The 19,428-nt window shown below is 71.8% G+C and carries 20 protein-coding genes and 1 riboswitch; of the genes, 7 read left to right on the forward strand and 13 right to left on the reverse strand.

What is annotated here, in order from left to right; translation table 11 throughout:
- Positions 1 to 40: 40 nt before the first annotated feature.
- Together ABZX90_RS17725 and ABZX90_RS17730 are read right to left on the reverse strand one after the other, a co-directional pair.
- Positions 41 to 706, reverse strand: a complete 666-nt coding sequence (locus ABZX90_RS17725) for a hypothetical protein (protein ID WP_351120912.1) — start codon at positions 704 to 706, stop codon at positions 41 to 43.
- A 215-nt stretch (positions 707 to 921) separates the two neighbouring features.
- Positions 922 to 1,047, reverse strand: a complete 126-nt coding sequence (locus ABZX90_RS17730) for a hypothetical protein (RefSeq protein ID WP_355205838.1) — start codon at positions 1,045 to 1,047, stop codon at positions 922 to 924.
- 146 nt (positions 1,048 to 1,193) lie between these two features.
- Here ABZX90_RS17730 and ABZX90_RS17735 point away from each other — a divergent pair, with 146 nt between their 5' ends.
- Positions 1,194 to 1,511 (forward strand): hypothetical protein, encoded by a 318-nt coding sequence (locus ABZX90_RS17735; RefSeq protein ID WP_351120910.1) that lies wholly within the window; start codon positions 1,194 to 1,196, stop codon positions 1,509 to 1,511.
- Positions 1,512 to 1,571: 60 nt separating this feature from the next.
- Here ABZX90_RS17735 and ABZX90_RS17740 read toward each other — a convergent pair whose 3' ends face one another.
- Positions 1,572 to 2,999: an NlpC/P60 family protein gene (locus tag ABZX90_RS17740; RefSeq protein ID WP_355205841.1), complete on the reverse strand. Its 1,428-nt coding sequence runs from the start codon at positions 2,997 to 2,999 to the stop codon at positions 1,572 to 1,574.
- Positions 3,000 to 3,007: 8 nt separating this feature from the next.
- A riboswitch (cyclic di-AMP (ydaO/yuaA leader) is annotated at positions 3,008 to 3,180 on the reverse strand.
- Between the two features lie 443 nt (positions 3,181 to 3,623).
- On the opposite strand from ABZX90_RS17740, the gene ABZX90_RS17745 reads away from it, so the two are divergent.
- Complete coding sequence (locus ABZX90_RS17745; RefSeq protein WP_351120906.1) at positions 3,624 to 3,854, forward strand: hypothetical protein; 231 nt, start codon at positions 3,624 to 3,626, stop codon at positions 3,852 to 3,854.
- A gap of 20 nt (positions 3,855 to 3,874) precedes the next feature.
- Here the strand turns inward: ABZX90_RS17745 and ABZX90_RS17750 are convergent, their stop codons facing one another.
- The 5 genes from ABZX90_RS17750 to ABZX90_RS17770 all read right to left on the reverse strand — a co-directional run bounded on the left by ABZX90_RS17750 (position 3,875) and on the right by ABZX90_RS17770 (position 7,255).
- Positions 3,875 to 4,621, reverse strand: coding sequence for an alpha/beta fold hydrolase (locus ABZX90_RS17750; protein WP_355205844.1), 747 nt, complete (start codon positions 4,619 to 4,621; stop codon positions 3,875 to 3,877).
- A 288-nt stretch (positions 4,622 to 4,909) separates the two neighbouring features.
- Positions 4,910 to 5,083, reverse strand: coding sequence for a hypothetical protein (locus ABZX90_RS17755; RefSeq protein WP_351120902.1), 174 nt, complete (start codon positions 5,081 to 5,083; stop codon positions 4,910 to 4,912).
- A gap of 205 nt (positions 5,084 to 5,288) precedes the next feature.
- Complete coding sequence (locus ABZX90_RS17760) at positions 5,289 to 5,987, reverse strand: beta-glucanase (protein ID WP_355205847.1); 699 nt, start codon at positions 5,985 to 5,987, stop codon at positions 5,289 to 5,291.
- 147 nt (positions 5,988 to 6,134) lie between these two features.
- Positions 6,135 to 6,713, reverse strand: coding sequence for a 3'-5' exonuclease (locus tag ABZX90_RS17765; RefSeq protein WP_355205850.1), 579 nt, complete (start codon positions 6,711 to 6,713; stop codon positions 6,135 to 6,137).
- A gap of 86 nt (positions 6,714 to 6,799) precedes the next feature.
- The gene (locus ABZX90_RS17770; protein WP_351120896.1) at positions 6,800 to 7,255 is read right to left on the reverse strand and encodes a MarR family transcriptional regulator; all 456 of its coding nucleotides are present in this window, start codon (positions 7,253 to 7,255) and stop codon (positions 6,800 to 6,802) included.
- Between the two features lie 184 nt (positions 7,256 to 7,439).
- Here ABZX90_RS17770 and ABZX90_RS17775 point away from each other — a divergent pair, with 184 nt between their 5' ends.
- On the forward strand, positions 7,440 to 8,894 hold the full coding sequence (locus tag ABZX90_RS17775) for an MFS transporter (protein WP_355205853.1): 1,455 nt from the start codon (positions 7,440 to 7,442) through the stop codon (positions 8,892 to 8,894).
- A gap of 82 nt (positions 8,895 to 8,976) precedes the next feature.
- On the opposite strand, the gene ABZX90_RS17780 is transcribed toward ABZX90_RS17775, so the two are convergent.
- The gene (locus ABZX90_RS17780) at positions 8,977 to 9,660 is read right to left on the reverse strand and encodes a GNAT family N-acetyltransferase (protein ID WP_355205855.1); all 684 of its coding nucleotides are present in this window, start codon (positions 9,658 to 9,660) and stop codon (positions 8,977 to 8,979) included.
- Between the two features lie 269 nt (positions 9,661 to 9,929).
- Between ABZX90_RS17780 and ABZX90_RS17785 the strand changes: the two genes are divergently transcribed.
- Positions 9,930 to 12,122, forward strand: a complete 2,193-nt coding sequence (locus ABZX90_RS17785) for an FUSC family protein (protein WP_351121251.1) — start codon at positions 9,930 to 9,932, stop codon at positions 12,120 to 12,122.
- A gap of 17 nt (positions 12,123 to 12,139) precedes the next feature.
- On the opposite strand, the gene ABZX90_RS17790 is transcribed toward ABZX90_RS17785, so the two are convergent.
- Positions 12,140 to 12,580 carry an Lrp/AsnC family transcriptional regulator gene (locus ABZX90_RS17790; RefSeq protein WP_351120890.1) on the reverse strand — a complete coding sequence of 147 codons (441 nt, stop codon included), beginning with the start codon at positions 12,578 to 12,580 and terminating at the stop codon, positions 12,140 to 12,142.
- Positions 12,581 to 12,624: 44 nt separating this feature from the next.
- Positions 12,625 to 13,974 (reverse strand): transaminase, encoded by a 1,350-nt coding sequence (locus ABZX90_RS17795; protein WP_351120888.1) that lies wholly within the window; start codon positions 13,972 to 13,974, stop codon positions 12,625 to 12,627.
- A 282-nt stretch (positions 13,975 to 14,256) separates the two neighbouring features.
- Between ABZX90_RS17795 and ABZX90_RS17800 the strand changes: the two genes are divergently transcribed.
- Positions 14,257 to 14,952: a hypothetical protein gene (locus tag ABZX90_RS17800; RefSeq protein ID WP_355205859.1), complete on the forward strand. Its 696-nt coding sequence runs from the start codon at positions 14,257 to 14,259 to the stop codon at positions 14,950 to 14,952.
- Positions 14,953 to 14,987: 35 nt separating this feature from the next.
- Here the strand turns inward: ABZX90_RS17800 and ABZX90_RS17805 are convergent, their stop codons facing one another.
- Together ABZX90_RS17805 and ABZX90_RS17810 are read right to left on the reverse strand one after the other, a co-directional pair.
- Positions 14,988 to 16,067 carry a membrane dipeptidase gene (locus tag ABZX90_RS17805; RefSeq protein WP_355205862.1) on the reverse strand — a complete coding sequence of 360 codons (1,080 nt, stop codon included), beginning with the start codon at positions 16,065 to 16,067 and terminating at the stop codon, positions 14,988 to 14,990.
- Positions 16,064 to 17,455: an amidohydrolase family protein gene (locus ABZX90_RS17810; protein ID WP_355205865.1), complete on the reverse strand. Its 1,392-nt coding sequence runs from the start codon at positions 17,453 to 17,455 to the stop codon at positions 16,064 to 16,066. The genes ABZX90_RS17805 and ABZX90_RS17810 overlap by 4 nt, the downstream gene beginning before the upstream one ends.
- Before the next feature lie 119 nt (positions 17,456 to 17,574).
- Here ABZX90_RS17810 and ABZX90_RS17815 point away from each other — a divergent pair, with 119 nt between their 5' ends.
- Together ABZX90_RS17815 and ABZX90_RS17820 are read left to right on the forward strand one after the other, a co-directional pair.
- Positions 17,575 to 18,453 carry a helix-turn-helix domain-containing protein gene (locus ABZX90_RS17815; protein ID WP_355205868.1) on the forward strand — a complete coding sequence of 293 codons (879 nt, stop codon included), beginning with the start codon at positions 17,575 to 17,577 and terminating at the stop codon, positions 18,451 to 18,453.
- Positions 18,450 to 19,400: an ornithine cyclodeaminase family protein gene (locus ABZX90_RS17820; RefSeq protein ID WP_355205871.1), complete on the forward strand. Its 951-nt coding sequence runs from the start codon at positions 18,450 to 18,452 to the stop codon at positions 19,398 to 19,400. Before ABZX90_RS17815 ends, ABZX90_RS17820 begins: the two co-directional genes overlap by 4 nt.
- The last annotated feature ends 28 nt before the right edge of the window (positions 19,401 to 19,428 follow it).

Raw genomic sequence — 19,428 nt, forward strand, 5'->3', positions numbered from 1 at the left:
GGACGGCCGCACAGCGGCGATCAGTGGCTGCCGGGAGGCGTCACCCGGCGGAGGCCGCATCGGTGAGGCGGTGGGAGCGAACGACGGCGAGCACGCATCCGGCCAGGAGCGCGGCTGCCAGGGCGGCCAGATCCCGCAGCGGCCCGGCGGTCGCCGGTCCCGCCGCCACGGCGCGCGGCGGCACCCGACCCTCGGGATCGTAGGCGACGGTGAGCACGTCTCCCGGCCGGGTGGTCCGAGCGCAGCCCCTCCAGACACGGACCTTGAGCGGTACGCCGTCCCGGCCGACCAGCGAGCACAGGTAGCGGGTGCGGCCCGTGCCTGCCTGCCGGCCTCCCTCGACGGACGTGACCACCATGGACTCCACCCGCACCCCGTCCGCCGGCACCACACCCGCCGCGGCCTGCGGAACCTGGAGGGCCAGACATACGCCGAGCACCGCGACGATGCCGACCAGTGCCCGCCCTGCCCGTACGAGGACGAGGTGAAGGACGAGAACTCCGGCGCAGACCAGGCCCGCCTCACCGCTGGCCAGTGCGGGCACCCCGGTCCAGTCGCCGACGACTCCGGCGCCGACGATCGACCCGGCCCCGAGAATCCCGACAAGGATCCCCTCCCCCGCCAGCCACCGGGGCGGCAGCCCGACGAACTCGGCGGGCCCCCACACCGTGCTCCGCAGATGCGCCGTCAGCTGTGTTTCCGGCACGAGCGGAGGACGACGCCACCGGCGCATACCCGTCCCACCCCCGGCGTCGTCCCTCTTCGGTCAGCGCCTCGTATCCTGCCCTCGTACGCGGGCCACGGCCCTGCCCCTCTCCGGAACCGATCGTGGGGGCAACGTTTCCGGGACTCGGCAGCGAAGCCTGCCGACGGCACCCGCAGAGACCCGATCGTCACCCGTCGCCTTCAGGTGACGACACGTCAAATACCTTGGTGCGAAATGGAATCGGCCAGCCCGGCGTCGAGGAGGCGGTCGCACTGCTCGCCCCGCTCGTCGATGATGCCGAGCACGAGATACAAGGCGGTGGTCATCCGGGCATCAGCCATGGGGCGGCCGTATCGCCACCCGATCACCACGCGGGCGCCGCCCCGACGCGAAGAAGCTCCGGGTGCCCGGCACAATGCGGGGTACACGGGCGATCACACAGCCGACCGCACTTCAGGCCCGCGGGGCACCCACGCAAGGAGTTCCTGTGACCACCTACGTCATCACCGTTCCCGGGACGTTCCTCCACGGCCTCTCGGACGCCTCCCGTGCCGACGTGGAGCGCAGGCTTCGCCCTCAGGACCCGCAGAACACGGACCTGGGCGAGAGCGAGGAGCTGAGCCTGCTGACCGTCGACGAGAACAACACGTTCTCGGTCCGGCTCGAAGTCGAGGCGGCGGACCGGAGAAGCGCCGAGGCGGAGGCCGTCCGGCTCGTCTCCGGCGCGCTCCGCGACAGCGGCTTCTCCGAGGACGACGCACCCCTGGGACCGGCCGCCGTCACGGGGATCGACCGGGAATTCTGACGGAGCGCCGCCACGACGTTCCCCGGACGGCCGCGCTCCCCCGGACGCCCGGGCCGGGTGTCAGGTCGGGCGTACGACGCTGTGGATCGCCGCCTGCCCGACGGTGTGGATCGACTCCTCGGCGATACGGGCTCCGGGACTCGGGGCATGGACCATCATGCCGTCACCGATGTAGAGCCCGACATGGCTCACATTGCTGTGGAAGAAGACGAGGTCACCCGGTTGGATGCCGGTGAGGGCGATCGCCGGGCCGACCTGCGCCTGGTCGTACGTGGCGCGGGGGAGCAGGACCCCGGCACTCTTCCAGGCCGCCTGGGTCAGGCCCGAGGGGTCGTACGAGCCGGGTCCGGACGCGCCCCACACGCACGGCCTGCCGACCTGGGCGCGGGCGAAGGCGACCGCCTCCGCGGCCCTGGTGTCGTATCCGACGACCGGTGGGGCACCCGCGCCGACCAGGCTGTCGATGCTGAACCCCGGGTTGGGGTCGACCGGCCCGGGGGCCGCGGACCACGACTGGTCGCTTCCCGCCGGCCACGACTGGTCGCTTCCCGCCGGCCACGGCTGCCGCCACGCCGTGTCCACGGGCAGCGGTACCGGTTCGAAGGACGCGGCAAGGGGCGCCGCCTCGAACGCGGGAGGCAGGGGCGCCGGTTCGAACGAGGTGGGCAAGGGCGCCGACTCGAACACCGGGGGCAGGGAGACCGGTTCGAACGAGGCAGGCAAGGGCGCCGACTCATACCAAGGAGGCAGGGGCACCGACTCGAACGAGGTGAGCCGGGGCTCCTCCACCGGCCGGTACTCGATCGCCGGGGCCTGGACGACCGGCATCTGGACGACCGGCATGCTCTGCCGCGCGTTGTGCCGCGACAGCAGCTCCTGTGCGGCGGCCAGCTTGCGCCGGGCGCTGTCCTTCTTGAGTTGCAGCGGGGACCTCTGCGACGCGGCGGCCGGAGCGGACCCCTCCGGGAGCGCCGCGCGGACAGGCGTCCCGGGTCCCGGTGCCACCGGGGCAGGCCCGGCCGTCAGCTCCGCCACCGGACCCGCGGTCAGCTCCAGGACGGGGCGCGCGGTCAGCTCCGGAACGGGCCCCGCCGTCAGCTCTCGTACCGGTGCCGCGGTCAACTCGGCCACAGGGCGGGAGGATTGCTCCAGCTGACGCGCCGCCGGGAGCTCCGCCGGACGCTCCTTCGGGGGTCTCGCACCCTCCGTCGGGCGGGCGGCCGGCTGTCTGTCGGCCGGCAGTACGGCCGGGACCGAGGGCCCGAGCCGGGAGCGCGCCCCGTCGAACCACTGCCGCATCAGGTCCGCCTGGGCGGGATCGGCTTCCCCGCGCCCTTCACCGACGGTCTGCCGGGCGGGCTTGCGGGAGACGTTCGCCAGGGCGCGGGTCGCGTTGAAGTTGCCGGTGGCGTTCTCCGCCTGGTCGTAGAGCGACGAGAGCCGTCGGCGGACTTCTTCGCCGCTGGGCGGGGTGCGTTCCGGCGCCATGAAAGAGGTACTCCTTCCGTCATCCGCCTACCGGGTTAGCTGTCGGGTTCGGGCGGACGATTCCGGAAGGTATGCCCTACGGCCCTTGCCCCGTAAGGCGGTTGGGCCGATTCACCCCAAGTTCGGTGGGTCCCCGGCTCCAGCTGCCACGGGGACAGGCCGGACTCGGCGGAGGCCGCACCGCCCGGCGAGCTTCGCCGGAGGGAGTCGGGCGGCCTGGTCGCCAACTTAGCCATGTTGTGCACCCCATGTGAAGATCCACGTCCCAGATGTCCGATACATTTTCGTGACCTTCATCGCATCGCCGCACAGGGCGACGACGAGGACACACGCCGTGCTCAGAACGGCGCCGGAGCGCCCTCGTTGAGGCGATCGGGACTCGCCTCCCGTTCCCGCTCGCCTGGTCCAGACTGCCCCGGCCTGCCGCTCCCGTGACCCACTGCCTCGGGCCTGTCGGAAGTGCGCACAGAACTGGCGTTCCCTGACATCTCGTTCGACATCGACGGCGCCCGATGGTCATACGGTGACCGGTTCTGGCCGAGCTGGCCGGATGACCTCTGCGACCACGTCCCGGCCTTACCTTCGAGGCACGTCAGACCACGAGAGCGAGTCGAGGATCCCCACGTGCACGATGCGCCGATCTATGCCCAACTGATCTCCGAACGCGGCGACATACCGACGCTCGTCCGGAGCGAGGCCCGTCGGCTGCAACGCGACTTCGAGTGGATCCTCAACTGGGATCCGTCGACCGGCGCCCCGCTTCCCGCCTCCGCCGCACGACTCGCGGCCGGCCCCCGGCGCCCCTTCTCCCCCAGCCCGGACCCCGACGACCGGCTGGACTCGACCGGCCTCTAGGAGTGTCGTTCGGATCACCGCTAGAGAACGCCGGGTTCGCTGCCCGGCCCCTCGGCGGAGAGCGGTCCGAGCCCACCGTCGACCCGGGTCACCAGGTCGGCGACCGTGCTACCCGTGGCCCGATGCCAGGTCCGCGCGCGCCGGAGCATCGCGTGGTCACCGCCCTCGACGCGTACGGCGCTCGCGGAGGAACCCGCCTCTCCGGCCCGCCGGACGAGGGCGAACGACGCCTCGGGATCGGTGACCCGGTCCCGGTCGCCGTGCAGCACGATCACGCGCTTGTCCCGGAGGTGGGCCACCGGCTCACCCTCCGGGCACCAGGGCGCGAGGGCCACCACGGCCCGGACCTGCGGCGCGGCCGCGGCGCACAGGGCGGCGCGGCCGCCCATCGAGTGGCCCACGAGCACCACCGGCACCTCCCCCACCAGGTCGGCGAGGTCGGCGAGCGCCTGCCGGACATCGGCGACAGGGTCGGCGTCCACGCCGTTCCACCCTCTGTGGCGGTAGCGCACCTGTCCGACGAACACGTCCTCGTCCGGCAGGGCCCGCGTCACGGCGCGCACGAAGGGCCGCATGCGCACGCGTGCGACATGCCACGGGCGGGACGGGGCCCTGCTGTCCTCCCTGCCACCGTGCAGGATCAGTACGGCAGCACGCGTGGGACCCGAAGCCGGACCCGTGACGCGACGCGGAACCAGCGCCACGGGCGCGCCGGTCACCTCGGGCCGGGACAGACCATCGGCGGACATCCGCGCAGAGCCTCGCATGGCACCTCTCCACCCTCACGGCGCTTCTCCACGCCTCGCACTGGACCGAGGAGAAATCGTCCCACCGGCCACTGGATATCCGTAGCCGAAGAGGCGACGGCTTGGTAACGCCTCCCACGTCCCGAAGCCGCCGGCAAGAGAGCGGCGGCTGTGCGCATCGGGCCCTGTCCGGACCGGCCGGAGGCGGGCGGCGCGGAGTCGCCGCACGGCGGCCGCGACGACGCCCGGGACGCGCCCGGCGCCGGACGGCAGAGATCCGAGTGGTACGGCGGACGAACCCCGCACCACTCACTCGGCGTCCTCGGGCCAAGCGGGGTGGCCGTTGCGCCACTCCTGGTAGAGGCGCCACAGGCGTTCGGCCCGCGCGCAACGGCCCGACTCCCGTTGGCATGTGCGGCAGTTGCCGACGTGACTGACGTACGCGGCCTCGCGGGCGTCCCACTCCGGCTGCGGTTTCGTCATGGCCCTCGGTACCCCGTCGGCGCGACGTGCACGGGCGCATCGTCGCTTGTGATGCCGTGCTTCCGCGCCGAAGGCAGCGACGGATGCACCTGCCACGGCCCGATTCCCGCTTGCCGTGCGCGACGTGTGCACAGTCGCCCGCTCCAGCCGGAGGGCCGGACGCGCGGCCGCAAGCCGGATGCCGGTTGCCGAACTCGGGCCGACGTCAGGCAGGAAGACCGACGTCATCCACCACAGGGAACGGCCCGTCGAACTGGGGCCTGCGGACGAGCAGATGGGCCACCTCGAACTCCATCGCCGAGACCTCGGGGGGCGGCGGCGGGTGGTAACGCCCGGCGCACACGGACAGGTTGACGATGAGATACGCCTGCCAGGCCCTGCCCACTCCACGCCGGTCGGCGAAGGCGCGGGTTCCGTTCACCCACCACACGACATGGTGGGCGCCGAACTCGACCACCAGGTCGACCCAGGCACCCGGCTGGACGGTCTCGTCCCGGTAGTAGCGGTGGGTGCCCCGGACATGGTTGGAGAGTTCCAGCAGATCGGGGTTGTCCGGGTGGTATTCGAAGACGTCGATCTCCTGACCGCCGTCCCGCCACGTCCAGATGGCCGGCCAGGCGCCGGTCACCGTGGGCAGCCTGACCCTCGCCTCCAGCACATCACCCGTGCGGACCATGAACGCGTCCGCGCTGCCCTCGGTGGTGAGAAGGCCCGCGTTCCAGTCGCCGTCCGGTCGCCGGGTGGCCCGGAAGACACCTGTGCGGCAGTAGGCGGGGTCGGCCACCAGATGGTCGAGCTTGTCGTCGTCCGGATTGACCGGACCGCCGTCGGGATAGGCCCAGGAGTGGCCCGCGACCCATTGACGAGTCGAGGCGAAATCCGCTGTGAAGACGACATCGGCCACGCGGCACTCCTTGATGACGGCGTTCGCGTACGGCCCAGGTTCTCCCCCGGGCACCGTCACCCACACCCCGTTCGCCGCGACCCTCGACGAAACAACCCTTCGGAGTGAACCGGCGGCACTCCTCACCTGGACCCGCGACCCACGGCGCTAGCCCCGCGCCCCACGGCCGTCCGGCCAGGCCCCCCGCTCGGCAAGCCCCAGGATCAGGGCGGCGATGTTCCACGCGTCGTCCTCGCCCCGGTGATGTCTGCCCTCCAGGGGCAGTTCCGCGAGACGCAGGGCCTGGGCCATACCGGGCCGTTTGCGCAGTCCGTGAGCGGTGGTGAAGAGCGCCTTGGCGTTGGTGTGCAGCCGGCCGAACGGATACGGGGTCGTCGTGGCGGCGCACTGACGGGTGAACTGATGACGGTCGTAGTCCCCCCAACTCGCCCACGGCCGCTCCCCCGCACGGTGACGCGCGGCCAACTCCCGGCAGGCTTCGGCGAAATCGAGCCCCTCCGCGACCTCGCCCTGGGTCAGCCCGGTCAGGTCGGTGCAGAAGGCGCTGACGGTCGACCGGGCGGGCCGCACCAACAGGCGGTGCTTCTCCACCCGTACGCCCTTGTCCAGATCGACGACCGTCAGACCGATCTCGATGATCTCGCTCACGGCTCCGGGCGGGGGCGGGCCCTCCCAGCAGGTCGCCTCGACATCGACGACGTTCAGCAGTCCCCCGGCACTGTTCATGCGGATGATCGTAGGAGGCGGTGTGTCGACGCGTCATCGGGTTTTCCGCTACGACGCGTCGGTCCGGCGGCAGTTGGACCTCGGGTTCACGGGCGCGGCCAGGGCCGTCCGCCGATGCGCTCGATGTCGGTGTTGAAGCGCCGCAGATAGGAGGCGAAGGCGGCGATGTCCTCCTCCGGCCAGTCGGCCATCACACGGTCCAGGGAACTGATCAGCCCCTGCCGTTCCTGGTCGAGGAGCCGCGCGCCCTCGTCCGTGATGCGGAACTTGCGGGCCATGCCGCCATCGGGATCGGGGATGCGCTCGACGAGCCCGGCACGCATCGCCGCCGCGGTCTGCCGGTTGAGGGTCGAGGCGTCGAGCCCGAAAGCGTCGCTCAGTTCACCGATCGACATCGGCCCCTGCATCCGGATCCGGCTGAGCAGGATGTAGGCGCTGCGCTCCAGGACGCCGTCCTTGATGCGGCCGCCCCTGTGGTTCATCCATCCGTGGCGGCTGAGGAGCATCTGCTCGTACTCGACCTCGTGTGTGGGCCTGACCATCCGCCTGCCGCCTCCCGCTGTCCCCTGAGCCGCGCGTCCCGCGCACAGCGGTACGGCCTGGCTCCATGGTCCCACACCCGCGTGCACGGGCCACATCGCATGCATGAGCCACATCACATGCGCGATACATACGGCATGTACGATGCACATCCCTTGCCCCGCAGACAGATCCGAGGAGTCCCCCATGGACGCCCCCCAGCCCAACGCCCGAGCAAGCGGCGTGGTCGCCACGCTCGCCTTCGCCGGCACCGTGGCGGCGATCATGCAGACGCTGGTCACTCCGCTCATCGCCGAGCTGCCGCAGATCCTGCACACCACGCCCGCGAACTCCGCCTGGGTGATCACCGTCACCCTGCTGGTCGCGTCCGTCTGCGTCCCGGTCTCCGGCCGTCTGGGCGACCTGCTGGGCAAGCGGCGGATGCTGCTCGCCTGCTCCGTCCCGCTCGTGGTGGGCTCCGTCGTGTGCGCGCTCTCCTCGTCCGTCGCCCCGATGATCGTCGGGCGGGGCCTGCAGGGAATGGGCATGGGCATGATCCCGCTGGGTATCGCCCTGCTGCGCGACGTGGTGCCGGCCGAGAAGCTGAGTTCCTCCATCGCGCTGGTCAGCGCCTCCATGGGCATCGGCGGCGGCCTCGGCCTGCCCATCTCCGCGGCGGTCGCCCAGTACGCCAACTGGCGCGTGCTGTTCTGGGGCTCCGCCGTGCTCGCCGTCGCGATCGGAGCGCTGATCTGGTTCCTCATCCCGGACGTGCCGGCCGACACCAAGGGTCAGCGCTTCGACGTCCTCGGCGCGCTCGGGCTCGGCGTCGGCCTGGTCTGCCTGCTCCTCGGCGTCTCCAAGGGCGCCGACTGGGGCTGGGGTTCCGCGACGACGCTCGGCCTGTTCGTCTCCGCCGTGGTGGTCCTGACCGCCTGGGGTGCCTGGGAGCTGCGCACCAAGGACCCGCTGGTCGACCTGCGCACCACGGCCCGCCCCCGGGTCCTGCTCACCAACGTCGCCTCGATCTTCGTCGGATTCGGCATGTACGCCAGCATGCTGATCATCCCGCAGCTGCTCCAGTTCCCCGACGCCACCGGATACGGCCTGGGCCAGTCGATGCTCGCGGCAGGCCTGTGGATGGCACCCGGCGGCATCATGATGATGATCGTCTCCCCGCTCGGCGGGAAGCTGACGGACGCGCGCGGCCCGAAGTTCACGCTGATCTCCGGTGTCCTCGTCATCGCTCTCGGCTACGGACTCTCGCTGGCCCTCATGGGTACACCCTGGGGTCTCATGCTGACCGGCATGGTCATCAACAGCGGCGTGGGGCTCGCCTACGGTGCGATGCCCGCCCTGATCATGAGCTCGGTCCCGCTCTCCGAGACCGCCGCCGCCAACGGCTTCAACAGCCTGATGCGTTCCCTGGGCACCTCGGTCGGCGCGGCGGTCGTCGGCGTCGTCCTCGCCCAGATGACGACCACCGCGGCCGGTTACACCTTCACCTCCGAGAGCGGTTTCCGCACGGGCCTCGTCATCGGTGGTGCCGTCGCCCTGGTGGCCGCCGCCATCGCCGCCGTGATCCCGGCGGCCCGCGCGGCCGTCGGCGGCGACAAGGCCGGCCCCGCGGCCACGCCGGAAACGGCCGCGGCCGCACGCTGAGGTTCGCGCCGTGCCCGCTCCGGTTCCGGCAGTCCCCTGTCCGCCGGAACCGGAGCGCACGCCGTGCGCCGTACCGAAACTCTCAACGGCCCTCGGAGCCTTCCGTCGCGGGCAGGCTCAGCGGCCCTTCAACGCGCGGCGCGTCCTCGACCACCGTCGACCTGCCCAGGTAGGTGAGCGGTCCGGGGTCCTCGACGGGGAGCTCGTGAAAGCCGAGACGGTCGTAGAACGCCCGCGCGGACCTGTTGGCGGTGACCATCCCCAGGTGTACGGCGGGCACCCCACGGTCATGCAGTGCGGCCAGGAAGGTGTTCATCAACGCTCTTCCGTAGCCGCGCCGTTGGAAGCCCGGCAACAGGTCGATGTGCAAGTGCGCAGGATAGTCGGCGAGTTCGGGCAGGATCATGCGCTCCGGGGTGTGCAGCAGTCCGACCATCTCCTCACCGGGCGTGCGGGGCGGAGCCGTGGGTGCGGGATAGCGGTCCGCGACACGCGGGATCCAGGTGTCGCGGAACCGGGCGACGAACTCCGCGGTGTCCCCGGTACCGATGACATAACCGACCGCCCGGCCGCTCCCGTCGTCCAGGACGAAGGCCAGTTCGGGCTCCAGATGACAGTAGGGCGCCGCGAAGATCGCGGGCATCAACTCCTCGTCGGGATACCGGGCACGCGAATCCCCTCCCTCGTCCGCGGTGCTCACACAGATGTCGGCGACGGCGGCACGGTCGGTGGGCCGGCAGGCGCGAATGATCGGCAAAGGGTCCATGAGCGGCATCCTGACGGCTTGGGAGCGCTCCCACAAGGAGTCGGACGCTGTCGTCGTACGACGGCGGTGTCCGCATGCCGAACCCCGCCCGCCTGCGCGACCGCCTCCGGACGGGGAGACTCGTCGCAGGGCACCTCAAGTGCCATGCTGGAGTTCCGGATCATGACGCGGGAGCGGGGAAAAGCGGCAGCGTGAGGACAGTGACACGGCCGACTCGGGCGGGCATCTGGGACCGGTTCGTGGCATCCGACCCGGGTCTGCTGCGACTCATGGCCGGACTGCGGACCGTCGGCGCCGTCGCCCTCGCGCTCGCCGTTCTCGGCCTGCTCGGAGCCGATGTCGCTCAGATGGTGCCCGGCGCCACGACCGCCATGGTCGCGACGTTCGCCATCAAGGAGAAGCAGCGCCGAGAGCAGGCCCGCACGCTGGCGCTGGGACTGCCCGTGGCGGTCGTGACGATGTCGCTGGGCGCGCTGCTGGGCAACTACGTGGTCGCGGGCGACGTGTGCTTCATCGCGCTCATCTTCGTCGCGGTCTACTGCCGCCGGTACGGTGATCGGGGTACGGCACTCGGGCTGATCGGCTTCCAGACCTACATCATTTCCCTGTTCGTCGGAGTAGGCCTTGCCGCCCTTCCCGGGCTGTACGCCACCCTGGTCATCGCTTTCGCCTGCAGCGCGGTGGCCCGCTTCGTCCTCGTCGCAGAGGCGCCCGAGCGCGTCCTCAAGCGGCTTCGCAAGGCGTTCCGGGCCCGCGTGGGCCAGTTGGTGTCCGCCCAGACGGACCTGCTCGACGCCGGTCCCGACGGGGTCGAGGAGGCTCTGGAGGCCGTACGACTGCACACCGCGCGGCTGCACGAGAGCGCGATGATGATCCAGAGCCGCCTGGAGGAGGGGACCAGCGACAGTACGACTGCATCGCTGCTCCAGCGGCGGATCGCCGATGCGGAGATCGCCGCCGAGCGGCTCGGCCTCCTGATCCTCACCGCGCGCAGCGCCGAAAGCGCCGACACGCTCACCCTGCACCTGCCGGACGCGCCCTTGCCCGCGCCCGGGGACCGGCTCCGGGCGCAGGACGACACGACCGCGACGCTGCGCCGTGATCTCGACGCGCTGCGGCTGCTGGTCACCAGCCCCTCCTCCGTGGAGCACGGCGCCGGGGTGGCACAGGTGCGCAACCGGCTGCTCGGTTACCGGGACGAGGAGAATCTGCCCCGTGCCCCGGCGGCCGTGCAGGATGTCTTCCGCGGCATCGGAGAGGTGGCACGCTCCGCCCTCGGGCTGCGGCTGGCGCTCGACGGACCCGAGGACGAGTCCGACGACTCGCCCGAGACGACACGTTCCCGCGAGGAACTGGACGCCGAGGACGTCGCCATCGGTGCCGAGGAGGAGCGGGACGAGCCGCACCCCCGGGGGCTGGACCGGCCCACGACCCGGGCGGCGGTGCAGGTCTCGGTGGGCTCGGCCCTGGCCATCGTCGGCGGGGAGCTGCTCTCCCCGCAGCGGTGGTACTGGGCGGTGCTGACCTGCTGGGTCGTCTTCCTGAACACCTCCTCGACCGGGGAGATCCTGGTCAAGGGCTATCGCCGACTGCTGGGCACGGTGCTCGGCGTCATCGCGGGTGTCGCGCTGGCGGGTGTGGTGGGCGACCACACCTGGACCGCGTTCGCGCTGGTACTGCTGTTCATCTTCGCCATGTACTTCAGCGCCCCGGTGTCATACGCCCTGACCTCCTTCTTCGTCACGGCGATGCTGGGACTGCTGTACACCTTGCTCAACACCTACAGTTCGGCGGTGCTCGTCCTGCGCATCGAGGAGACCGCGCTCGGTGCGGTCTGCGGGGTGATCGCGGCCGCCGTGGTGCTTCCGGTGCCCACCGACCGCCGTACGGACGAACTCCTCGCCACCGTGCTCATCCGGCTCGGGGAGGTCAGCGGTGCGGCCGTGGAGCAGCTGAGCGGCGGGATCGCCCTCGATCTGCTCGACAAGGCCCGCGATCTGGACAAGGCGCTGGACGATCTGCGGGCCTCCACCAAACCGTTGACCCACCCGATCACTCCGTGGCGGGCTCGCCGTCAGACCGCCCGCTACATCGTCGCCCTGCTGGAGACGTGCGCCTATCACGCGCGGTCGCTGGCGGCGACGGCCGAACTCCTTCCGTACAGCAGGACGGTCGCGGCGGACGCGCGGCTCAAGCAGGCGGGCCGCCGGATCAGCCACAACATCGATGTCCTCGTCGCGCGGGTCGAGGACGACGCCGTCGACGGCGTCGCCGAGACCGGGCCGAGCCTCGCCGCCATGCTGGAGCCGCAGACGCCGGACGCGCCCCGCCACGACCGCGTCACCGGTCGGGTGCTGCGGCATCTCCAGCGCCTGGACGAAGGGGTGATCGGTCTGGCCCGTCCGCTAGGGGTGCGGACCTCCACGCCCGGCAAGAAGGTGTCGAGCGGCGTGGCGCGGTAGCCGCGGCGAAGGGCGCGTCAGCCCACGTTCCACAGGAACCGGTGCGTGTGGATCCCGAAGTAGGGGAACGACTGCACCTGCCGGACGCCTTCGATCGGCCGTACGACGTCGTTGACGAAGTCCAGCAGATCCCGCGGGCCCGGGGAGACCACCTCGGCGAACAGGTCGAAGCCGCCCGAGGTCAGCACCGAGTAGACGACCTCGGGCCGTTCGGCCAGCGCGTCGGCGACCGCTCGGGGATCGCCGTCGACGGCGATGCCGAGCAGGGCCATCGCCTGGCCGCCCATGCCCATCGGGTCGGTGACGCCGACGACCTGGACCGCCTGCGAGTCGAGCAGGCGTTGCAGGCGCTGGCGGGCCGCCGACGCGGACAGCCCGACCTTGGGGCCGAGTTCGGCATAGGCGATGCGGCCGTCGACCTGCAGTTCACGCAGGATGGCCCGGTCGATCTCGTCCACGCTGTTCCTCTCCGGTTGCCCGGTCGCAATACGGACTGCGGGGTTCAGCCGACCAGTTCGGTCAGGGCGGCGGCGAAGACCTCGGTGTGCCGGTCCACGTCCACCTCGGTGGTCGCCGGGCACATGAGCGCCATGTTGTGGAACGGGGTCAGCAGGATGCCCCGGTTGGCGAGATACAGGTGGAGGTAGTCCTCCAGCTCGGTGTCGGCCGCCGCGGCCGATTCCGTTCCGGTGCGCGGCGCGGGGTCGGCGAACCGGTACTCGGTGCGGGCTCCGAGCCGGCTCACCGACCACGGCAGCGCCCACTTCTCGATGCCCGCCCGCACCCCGGCCTCGAAGCGTTCGGAGAGCTTCGCCATCGTGTCGAACGCCGCGTCGGTGAGGACGTGTTCCAGGGTCGCCCGCATCGCGGCCACGGACAGGGCGTTCCCGGCGAGGGTGCCGCCGACGCCGCCCATGTCCACCAGGTCCAGGTCGGCGCGGCCCAGCAGCTTCTCGGCGAGTTCGGCCGAGAGCCCGTACGCGCCAGCCGGGATCCCTCCGCCGATCGCCTTGCCGATGGTGAGCAGATCCGGCTCCAGGCCCCAGGCGGCGGTGCAGCCGCCGGGGCCCGCGGAGAAGGTGTGCGTCTCGTCGTTGATGAGGAGGGTCCCGTACCGGCGTGTGAGCGCGCGGACGCCCTCCAGGTAGCCCGGCTCGGGCAGCACGATGCCGATGTTGGTGAGCGCGGGTTCCATGAGGACGGCGGCGACGTCGCCGTGGGCGAGTTCGCGCTCCAGCTGCGCCAGGTCGTTGAACTCGGCGACGCGGCTGGTGAGGGTGACGTCGCAGGGGGCGCCGACGTTTCCGGGGCGGGCCGTGCCGTGCCCGTCCGGGCCGACCACGATCAGCGACTCGTCGACGCTGCCGTGGTAGCTGTAGCTGTTCACCAGGATCTTCGGGCGGCCGGTGACCGCCCGTGCGAGCCGGATGGACCAGCGGTTGGCGTCGGTCGCGGTGAGCGAGAAGCTCCAGCGCGCGAGTCCGAAGCGGCGGGTCAGTTCGGCTCCCACCCACTCCGCGTCCTCGGTGGGAAGCATCGCGGTCGCGCCGCCGCTCTCGGCGAACCGGGTCCGCACCGCCTCGGCGACGACCTCCGGTGAGTGACCGGCCATCGCACCCGTGTCGCCGAGACAGAAGTCGATGTACTCGTGGCCGTCGATGTCGGTGATACGGGCCCCGCGCGCGGTGTCCAGGTAGCGCGGGAAGGCCCCCGCGTTCTTGTTCATCCAGGTCATCGGAACCCTTCCGAACAGATGGTCGGCACGCTCGTAAGCGGCCCTGGACCGCGGGTTGCGGCGCTCGGCCTCGGCGCTCTCACGCGCCAGGAGCTGCTGCAGGCGGGTGCGGTCCATCGAGCGACTCCTCTGTCGGTGAACGGATTCAGCAATGCTACGAACGCATACGTCGTTCCGGCAAGGTCAAACAATCGATTCGATCGCGTCAGCAATCGATTCCACCGTTGCGACGCTCGATTCCGTAGCCGCCCACTCGAACCGAACCTGCCCCAGATGCATCACAACCGGTCGGAATGAGTCAACGAGCGATCACTTTCGTATCTCAGGATCAGCGCGGAGTCGCCATCCGAATCAGCGCGCAGTCGCCGGCCGGCGACCGGGAACGTCAAGGAGCGGTGCATGGCAGGGATCACGGGGGCGTCGACGTGTGCGGGACGGAGCCGGACAGAAGTCGTGGCGCCCGGCGAAGGGGCCGTGTTCGTCGACGAGAGCGGGCGGCGGCGCTCCTGGCTCCGCAGCATGGGCTGGATGGTCGCCGTCTCCTGCGTCTGCTTCGCCACGACCCTCGCGACCCTGGTGAGCGGGGGCGACTCGGCAGCGCCCTGGCTTCCCCTGCCGAACGGGGTACGGAAGGCGCACAAGAACCCCTCGGCCGCCGACGCCGCGGCGCGTGTCGCCCCGCGCCCCACGGGCACCCCGTCCGCGTCACCCGTGGCGCGTGGGAGTGCCCCCTCGAGTCCGCACGGGCTGCCCGCCGGGTCGGCGACCCTTCCGACGGACGGCCCGGACACCGCCCGACGGGTCGGCGCCCCCGGGTCCCAGGAGGAGCGGCCGCCTCGCCGTGGCGCGAGCGCGACCCCCTCCCCCTCGGCCGTCTCGCCGGGCGGCCGGGCCAGTGCGGCACCTCCGCGCGTCACTCCCGCCGCCCCGGCCGGTGAGGCGTCCGGCTCACCGACCCCCTCCCCGAGCGGCACGCCCGGGGAGGCCACGCCGGCACCGACCCCGGACGCGAGCGGCGAGGCGACAGCCGCAACGGTCTCGGCCGAGAGCCTGCTCGTACGCGTACGGGTGACGGGGCTGCCGGCCTTTGGATGACAGTCGACGGGTGCGGTGACGGTGGCCGGACTCGGCTACCTGGAGACCTCCGGGGCCCACACCCGGCCGGCGTAGTCCAGGAAGTTCCTGCCGAGGATCTTCTCGATACGCCCGGAGGTGTAGCCGCGCTGTTCCAGGAGGCGGATCAGTTCCCGGAACTGGTCCACTCCGCGCAGGTCGAGGACGAAGGGAAGCGTGTCGTCGCGCTCCCCCGCCGCGCCGACGCCGGCCTCGCGTCGCAGGGCCACGTGCTCGGCGAGATGCGCGCGGTAGGCGTCGAGGTCGTCGACGGACGTGACGGTCCCGTCGGTGCCGATGCCGACATGGTCCTCGCCGCACACGTCGACCGCGTGGACGATGTGCTCCACGACGTCCGCGGCCGTCGCATGACCCGACATGCTGAGGAACGGCATGAAGTAGATGCCCACGAAGCCGCCGCGCAAGGCCACCAGGCGCAGTTCCTCGTCCGTCTTGTTGCGCGGGAGGTCGGCGAGCGCCCGGCACCCGGTGTGGTTGATCGACACGGGGCGCCGCGCCGTCTTCGCGGCGTCGAGGCAGGTGCGCTCACCGCTGTGGGAGAGGTCGATCATGAGGTGGTGCTCGTCGAGGGCCTCGACGACGCTCCGGCCGAAGTCGGTCAGCCCCCCGTTGGCGGGTGCCATCGAGCCGTCGCCGATGTGGTTGGCCTGGTTGTACGTGAGCTGGACGACCCGCACGCCCAGGTCGGCGAAGGTGGCGACCCGCCCGGTGTCCTCGCCGACCGCGACGGCGTTCTGGAAGCCGTAGATGACGCCGATCCGGCTTTCCTCCCTGGCCCGGTGGAGGTCGGCGACCGTACGGACCTTGAGGAGGTCGGCCGCGTTGTCCCGGATGATCCCGTCCCAGACGGCGATCTCGTGCAGCGTGTGCTCGTACGGCGGCAGATCGCCCATCGTGTAGCCGAGCGTGATGTTCACGGCGGTGAGGCCCGAGGCATGGGCGTCGGCCAGGGTGCGGGCGTCGATGGTCATCTGCTCGCTGGACGGGTTGAGCTGCGCTACGGCCTCGGCCGACCGGGCCGCGTTCGGATTGTCGAGCTGCCCGAGCGCGTTGATGATCATGGGGAGGGCGGTCATCGGGTCTCCTCGACAGGGTGGGTCGCCGCGGGCTCCACGGCCTCGGGGGTCCGGACGCGGCCGGGCCGCTCGACGCCGGGGACGGTGCGCTCGAACTCACGCCGCTCGAAGCGACGGCCGCGCTTGACGGTCAGCGTGACGCTGCGCAGATGCCCGATGTCCAGCAGCGGATCGTCCTCCAGGACGACGAAGTTGGCGAGCTTGCCCGCTTCGACGCTTCCCATGACGTCCTCGGCGCCGGCGCTGCGGGCACCGATCAGCGTGGCCGAGCGCAGCACCTGCTCGGGCGACATCCCGCAGCGGCGGACAAGGAAGTCCAACTCCTCGTACAGAGCGGGGAAGGGGTCCTTGGGGTCGGTCTCGTAGTCCGTGCCGGCCGCGATGTCCACACCGGCGCGGTGCGCCTGGGCGGTGAGCACGGCGGCGAGTTCGGTGTTGGCCGCCGCCCGCGCCGCGTCCTCGGGACCGTCGCCCGCGAGTGCCTCGCTCGCCCACATGCCCGCGGTCGCGTCGAGGACGGTGCCCCGCTGACGCATCAGGGCGAAGAGCTCCTCGATACGGGGATCGTCGCCGGCGGCGAACCGTTCGTACTCGACCCGCGGCTTGTTCTTGTAGCTCGTCAGCGGTCCGTCCGTGCCCTCGAAGGCGAGGAGGGTGACGTGCGAGACGCTGTCCGCGCCGGCCAGCACGATCTGGCCGGGCGTGGCCGGGAAGACGGTGGCGTGGGCCCAGACCGGGATGCCCTGGCGGTGCGCCTCCGCGGTGATCGCGGCGACGGTGGCGTGGTCGAGATCCGCGTACACCTTGATCGCGGCGGCGTGGGTTCCGCGCGCCAGGGCGACGGCCAGCCGCAGGTCGGTGTCCTCGGTGATCGCCTGCATCCACGGCACGGCGCCGGGGGTCTCGCCCTGGGACACCTGGTGGGTGCGCGGGTCGTCGAAGAAACCGGGGCCCGCCATCAGCGCGGCGAACCGGATGTCGGGGCCGGGGATCTCGCCGACAAGCGTGGCCCTCGCCAGGTCGCCCACCTGACGCAGGTCGTCCGCCATGTCGCGGATCGCCGTGACCCCGCCGTAGACGAGGCGGCGCAGCACCGCCTCGGCGGCGGGCCGGTCGGGCGGCGTCGCGAGGTGCTGGTGCGCGTCGATCAGGCCGGGGACGACGAAGCGCCCGTCGAGGTCGAAGACCTGGGCGTCGGCGGGCAGGTCCTCGGCGATCGCCGCGTCGTCCCCCACGGCGCGGATGACCGGGCCGTCGATCACGATCGACGTCGAGGTCCGGGCCGGCCGCCCGGTTCCGTCGAACAGCGTCGCGCCGCGGTACACCGCGACGGCTCCCTTCACCGCGGGTGCGTGCGGGGCCGGTGCGCCCGAAGCCTCGTCCGTCATCTTCACCTCGTAGTAGCTCTGTCTGAACGTTGTTACGCTCTACGTAACAGGCGTATCGTCTCCCGAAACACGCGCTACCGTACGCTCGCATCTCACGACGCCACAAGAAGGGGCCGGAAGTGCCCGCAGCACCCCGTACCGCCGTGGACAAGGCCCTGGACCTGGTCGAGGCCGTGGCCCGCGCGCCCCGTCCGCCGCGCCTCACCGACCTGGCCGAGGAGGTCGGTCTGCATCGCGCGACCGCCTATCGCGTTCTCGTCGACCTGGTCCGGCGCGGATGGGTGCTGCGCGCCGGAGATCGCTATCTGCCCGGCACTGCGGTCCTGCAACTGTCGTCCTCGGCGGCCAGGAACTCCCTCGGGGCGCTCGCCCGACCGGTTCTCGAGGCGCTGTCCGAGCGCACCGGCATGATGGTCAACCTTCAGGTGCCGGAGGTCGACCGCTCCCGTGTGATCGATGTCGTACGACCCGACCGCCTGGCGATGATCAGCCGTCTGACCGGTGAGGCCCTGCCCGTCCACCGGTTCGCCGGTCCGCTCGCCCTCGTCGCCGCCCTCGCGCCGGCCGACCGGGACCCCTACCTGCGCACCGCGGAGGAGAGCGGGTACCCGATGGGCGGACCCGACGGGCTGCTCGCCGACATCGAGCGCACCGAACGGACCGGATTCGCCGTCGAGTACGGTCGCAACGAGCAGCCGGTCGCCTCGCTCGCCCGTGCGGTGGTCACGCGTCCGGGCGCGCCCGTCTGCGCGCTCACCCTGGTCGGCCTGGGCCCGGAGTTCGACGAGGCCCGGCTGCCCGGCCTGCGGGAGCGGCTGCGCGAGGCGACGGACGAGCTGGCACGGATCCTCTCCGACCCCGGCCCTCTCGAAGTCTCCGGAACCCCCGAAGCCCGCGAAGCCCCCGGACCGGCCTCGTACCAGCCCGTGTCCGGGTCCCAGCCCACCTGCACGTCCACCTCCCGGTCCACGTCCACGTCCACCGAAGGTCCGGCATGAGCGAGATCCTCTTCCTCGACGGGGCGCAGACACGCGCCGCACTCGATCCCCGCCGCGTCCTGGACGCCGTGGCGACGGCCCTCGTCGCCATCGGGCGTGACGAGGTCTCCGCGCCGCCGCGGATCGCGGCCCACGCCCCGGGAGGCCTGCTCGGTGCGATGCCCGGCCATGTGCCCGGACTCGGGCTCGCGGCCAAGCTCGTCTCCGTGTTCGCCGACCCGGCACGGCCCGGGCGCAGCAGCCACCGGGGAATCGTCGCTCTCTTCGACGCGGCGGACGGCCGCCCGCTGGCCCTGATGGACGCCGAGCCCCTCACCGAGATCCGCACCGCGGCGACCGCCACACTGAGCGCTCGGGCCCTGGCCCGTCCGGACGGCACGCGGGTCGCCGTCATCGGAACCGGCGCCCAGGCGCGTGCCCAGATCGCGCTGCTCGCGGCCCTGGATCCCACGACCCCCGTCCTCGTCGCGGGCCGCCATCCGCGGCGTGCCGAGAGCGCCGCCGCGCTCCACCCCGCCGGCCGGGTCGCGGGCGGCATCGAGGACGCGGTGCGCGGGGCCGACACGGTGTTCTGCTGCACCGGCGCCGTGCGGCCGGTGGTCCGTCACGCCTGGCTCGCCCCCGGCGCGCACATCAGCTCGGTGGGCGGCTCCCACGGGCCGGAGCTGGACGCCGACACCGTCCGGGACGCCACCCTGTTCGCCGAATGGCACGGCGCCGCCACGACCCCGCCCCCTTCCGGCGCCCACGAGTTGCAGGACCTCCCGCCCGAGCGCTCCGTGACCCTCCTCGGGTCGGTCCTGGGCGGCGAACACCCCGGTCGGCGCGACGACGGCGAACTCACCCTGTTCAAGTCCACCGGGCATGCCGCCCTGGACGTGGCGGCCGCCCACGTCGCGCACGCCGTCGCCCGCGCGGAGGCATGGGGCACGCGCATCGCCCTGTGAGCCGTACCCCTGGGCCGGCGGCGAACCG

Origin of the sequence: Streptomyces sp. NPDC002935 (assembly GCF_040611295.1) — a bacterium.
In the GTDB taxonomy this organism is placed as follows: Bacteria; Actinomycetota; Actinomycetes; order Streptomycetales; family Streptomycetaceae; genus Streptomyces.